Annotated in this window: 4 protein-coding genes; all 4 read left to right on the top strand. The window is 52.7% G+C overall.

Annotated features, from left to right (window positions below; genetic code table 11):
- The coding region (locus TX85_RS25805; protein WP_316244879.1) for an ATP-dependent helicase C-terminal domain-containing protein at positions 1-1,491 on the top strand (1,491 nt) is incomplete at its 5' end.
- 104 nt (positions 1,492-1,595) lie between these two features.
- A complete protein-coding gene (locus tag TX85_RS07480) occupies positions 1,596-2,141 on the top strand; it encodes a general stress protein (RefSeq protein ID WP_044478469.1) in 546 nt (181 codons plus the stop codon).
- Between the two features lie 256 nt (positions 2,142-2,397).
- Positions 2,398-2,898 carry a PTS sugar transporter subunit IIA gene (locus TX85_RS07485; RefSeq protein WP_044478470.1) on the top strand — a complete coding sequence of 167 codons (501 nt, stop codon included), beginning with the start codon at positions 2,398-2,400 and terminating at the stop codon, positions 2,896-2,898.
- A gap of 29 nt (positions 2,899-2,927) precedes the next feature.
- Positions 2,928-4,388, top strand: a complete 1,461-nt coding sequence (gene nagE / locus TX85_RS07490) for an N-acetylglucosamine-specific PTS transporter subunit IIBC (RefSeq protein WP_044478471.1) — start codon at positions 2,928-2,930, stop codon at positions 4,386-4,388.
- Positions 4,389-4,592 lie beyond the last annotated feature (204 nt).

Here is a 4,592-nt window from a genome sequence, read left to right on the forward strand (position 1 = left end):
GCGCTAAGCCCCGCAACGCCTCCGGAAATCCTGGAGGCGGATCTTACGCCGCTCGCGCTGGAGCTCGCGGCGTGGGGCGCCTCCGGCCCGGACGAGCTCGCCTGGCTCGATCCGCCGCCTCAGGCGCCCTACGGCCAAGCCATCCAGCTGCTTGGCCAGCTTGGCGCGCTCGATCAAGCCGGCCGCCTCACGGCGCATGGCCGGCGTATGGCCGGGCTTGGCCTCCATCCCCGGCTTGCACAGATGCTCTTGCGCGCTTGGCCGCTGGGCCTAGCCCGGCCCGCTTGCCTGCTGGCAGGTCTGCTGGAGGCGCCCGGCGCGCTCAAGGGCGGCGCAGACCTGCGGGATCATCTTGCCGTGCTAATGGCGGCAAGATCCGGACGCAAGCCGAAGGGCGGAGCATCTTCGCTCATAGCGGATGAAGGTGCGCTGCGCAGTATTGATCTGGTGAGCAAGCAGTGGGAGCGCTTGCTGGCAGATCAGTTCTCCGGCGGGCCGGCTCCTGCTCCTGAAGCGGATTGGGAGCGCTACTGCGGCCTGCTTGTGTCTTTTGCATATCCCGATCGGATGGCCAAGCGGCGGTCGGATGGCCGCTATCTGCTGAGAAGCGGCCGCGGCGCAGCCTTTCATCGCAGCGATCCGCTTGCTGCTGAATCCTATCTTGCTATAGCCGATGTCGATGATGGGGGCATCGAGAGCCGTATATGGCTTGCGGCTCCCTTTGAGGAATCCTGGTTCAGTAAGTTCTATCATAATGAAGTGACAGAGAACCGGACGGCTGAGTGGGATGAACAGGCAGGGGCCGTGAGGGCAAGGAAGACACTGACACTGGACGCGCTCGTGCTCAAGGAGGTCCCTGACCCTGACCCCGACCCCGGCTTGATTCAGCAGGCGCTTATTCGGGTCATCACCGAGCAAGGCGCACAGGTCCTGCCATGGAATCCAAAGGCAAGACAGCTTCAGTCAAGAATTTTATTTCTGAGAGAACTGGATGCCAAATGGCCGGATGTATCGGATGAGGCCTTAGCGAAACAGGCGGAGGAATGGTTTCTGCCCTATATTTCTGATATGAAGAAGAAAAGAGATCTGCAATCCTTGCCGATGCAGACGATCCTCGAGACCCGGCTTGGCTGGGAGCTGTGCCGGGAGTTAGACCGAGAAGCACCGAGCCATCTGCCTGTGCCGAGCGGCTCCAAAGTTCAGCTGCAGTATGACAGCCAAGGAAATCCTTTTGCAGCCGTTCGGCTCCAGGAGGTATTCGGCATGCTGGATACGCCAAGGATTGGCTACGGAACCGTTCCTGTCGTACTTCATTTATTGTCTCCGGCAAGCCGTCCGGTACAGGTCACCTCCGATCTGGCCAACTTTTGGCAGCACACTTATTTTGAAGTCAAAAAGGATCTGAAGGGGCGTTATCCTAAGCATTATTGGCCCGATGATCCATGGACCGCGCAGGCTACGCGTAAGGTCCGGCCGGATGGTGCACGCTGAGGCAGGATTGGATGCAGAACGTGGTTTAAGTTATGTACAGACGGTTTGATACACGCTCTCCCGGGTAATATAGGAATAACCTATTCTTCAGGAGGATGATCCTAATGGCGAAGAAAATAGTAGGTGTTTTCGAAACTGAACGGGAAGCGACGGATGCGATTAGATCATTGCAAGCTCAGGGGTTTGCACCCGATGAGATTTCCGTCTTAACGAGAGATAGCCGCGATCAGGAAGCGATCCAGGATGGGACGGGGACGATGGCGCCTGAAGGCGTTGCCGTCGGAGCAACCGCGGGGGGCGTATTGGGAGGCACCGCAGGGCTTCTTGCGGGACTCGGCGCCTTGGCGATTCCGGGCATCGGACCGATTATAGCTGCCGGACCGATTGCCGCTGCGTTGACAGGGATGGCTGCCGGAGCCGGTATCGGCGGACTTGCCGGGGGCTTGATTGGCCTCGGGATTCCGGAAGACGAAGCGAAGGCTTATGAGAAATATCTGGATGAAGGACATATCCTCGTCTTGGTAGATGAAGATAGCCGCAGCCAGCGGGTATATGATACGTTCAATACGAACCATTCCTTGAACTCGAATCTGTATCTATCCGGTATGGCTGATCCCTATCGGGAGGACCCGTCTTCACGAATTCAATAAGATACCGCTTTCAAAAATGATGTTGACGTAGGATTCTGTTTGACTTATGATGTTGCTAGAACTTCAAACCGCTGTACAATTGGCGTGCTACCATTTGAGTATGGGCATGAGCCAGGAAAATGAACCTGTTAAGCAGGCTCGTTTTCTTGGCTTTTTTTGTTCCTGATTTATATAACCAGTGCTCGGCAGGCATAATATAAGCTGGGAAAGCACGTCCGGGAGAGCGGGTTCTATAAGATTAGGAGGGTATAGACAGATGTTTTCTAAATGGAGAAAGAAATCCGCTGAACCAATCACGCTTGAGATTTTAGCGCCAGTAACGGGAAAGGCAGTTGCGCTTACCGAAGTGCCTGATGAAGCATTCGCCGCAGGGCACATGGGGAAAGGAATTGCAATTGAACCTGCGGAAGGAAAGCTGATCGCTCCTTTTGAAGGAAAGGTCGTCCATGTAATCAAATCCAACCATGCAGTAATGATTGAAAATGCTGAGGGAATTCAGTTCCTATTCCATATCGGGATCAACACGGTGTCGCTCAAGGGAGAAGGCTTTACTTCGCATGTATCAGTCGGTGACAAAGTGAAGGCAGGACAACTGCTGATCGAATTTGACATCGAGCAGATCAAGGCTGCCGGCTACCCGGTAATTACCCCAATCGTGGTGACAAACGCTGATGAAATGGTTAGCTCGCTAGAAATGCATGTCGGTCCTGTGACTGCAGGCAAGGATACCATTTTTAAAGCGGTTTTAAAGTCATAACCAATTCAATTTGAAAGGATGATTATTACATGCTGGCTTTTCTCCAGAAGATAGGAAAGTCGCTTATGCTGCCGGTCGCAACGCTACCAGCGGCAGCCATTCTGCTACGATTTGGCAGTATCGACTACATCAAGGATTTTCACATGGGAGAGGGTGTTGGAGGGTTCCTCAATACGTATGTTGCTCCATTCCTTGAGGCTGGAGGCGGCACCATTTTTGATAATCTCCCTTTGATTTTTGCGGTAGGGGTAGCGATCGGTCTAGCTGGAGACGCAGTAGCGGCGCTCTCGGCGGTTATCGGGCAACTGATACTGCTGGATGTACTCGATAAAGTCCCTGGAATTTTTCCGAATCTGATGCAATCTCCGGATACGAAATTGAATATGGGGGTTCTCGGCGGAATTTTGGTTGGTTGTATTTCAGCTTTCCTCTACAAAAAGTACCATAACATCAAGCTTCCCGATTGGCTCGGCTTCTTCGGCGGCAAACGCTTCGTTCCGATGGTTACCGCCTTCACGATGGTTATCGTCGGTTTGATTTGCGGCTTGATCTGGGGCCCGATCCAGGCGGCTCTGGACGTATTCGGTAACTGGGTGACAGGACTTGGAGGTATCGGCTCGGCAGTTCACATCATTGCCAACCGTTTGCTGGTTCCTTTTGGCCTCCACCACATTATTAATTCCATCGTTTGGTTCCAGATCGGTGATTTCACTAATGCAGCAGGTGAAGTCATTCATGGTGACCTGCATCGCTTCTTTGCTGGCGACGCTACGGCTGGCATGTTCATGACTGGATTTTTCCCAATCATGATGTTCGGTCTTCCGGGTGCAGCTCTTGCGATTATTCACACAGCAAAACCGGCAAACCGCAAGCTTGTATCCTCGATTTTCCTGGGTACAGCCTTTGCATCGTTCCTGACAGGGATCACCGAGCCGCTTGAATTCGCCTTTATGTTCGTAGCTCCAGTATTGTATGGCGTTCACATCGTATTATCGGGTATTTCCGCATTTGTTACTTATGCTTTCGGCATGAAGCTGGGCTTTGGCTTTTCGGCTGGCTTCATTGATTATGCAATCAATTACCAGATCTCGACCAAGCCGCTGTTACTAATCCCGATCGGTCTTGTGTTCGCCGTCCTCTATTATGTGATCTTCCGCTTCCTCATTGTGAAGATGAACTTGAAGACGCCGGGACGCGAGGATAATGATCTGAGTATTACTGACGAGGAGTCAGTGGAGGGAGGTGTTCCATTGGGAGACAGTCGCGCAGCTAACATCCTGACCCAGATCGGCGGACCGTCCAATATTGAATCGGTCGATGCCTGCATTACCCGTCTTCGCCTGGTCGTCAAGGATGATAAGAAAGTCAATGATAGTGCCTTGAAACAGCTTGGCGCATCCGGGGTAATGAGACTTGGCAAGGGCGCCGTACAGGTTGTGTTCGGACCTCAGTCGGAATCGATCAAGGATGAAATTAAGAAAATGCTGTAGTCTGCAAAATCAAACTTTCGGGGCTGCCTATTAAGCCCCTAAAAAAGTTGGACGAGAAAACGTATAGTTTTCTGTCCGGCTTTTTTGTTGTTTTCACCTTTTGCAGGGAGAAAGCAAAAAGGATGCTCCTCCCCCAGCAATTTTAGTGTCTAATGTCTCTAAATTCGCCGCATGAACACCCTCACCAGCGATTTTAATGCTTTA

Source organism: Paenibacillus antibioticophila, from assembly GCF_000455265.1.
Taxonomy (GTDB): Bacteria; Bacillota; Bacilli; order Paenibacillales; family Paenibacillaceae; genus Fontibacillus; species Fontibacillus antibioticophila.

Coding starts and splice junctions, on each gene's coding strand:
- TX85_RS07480 (WP_044478469.1), top strand. CDS start 1,596: ATGGCGAAGAAAATAGTAGGTGTTTTCGAAACTGAACGGGAAGCGACG.
- TX85_RS07485 (WP_044478470.1), top strand. CDS start 2,398: ATGTTTTCTAAATGGAGAAAGAAATCCGCTGAACCAATCACGCTTGAG.
- nagE (WP_044478471.1), top strand. CDS start 2,928: ATGCTGGCTTTTCTCCAGAAGATAGGAAAGTCGCTTATGCTGCCGGTC.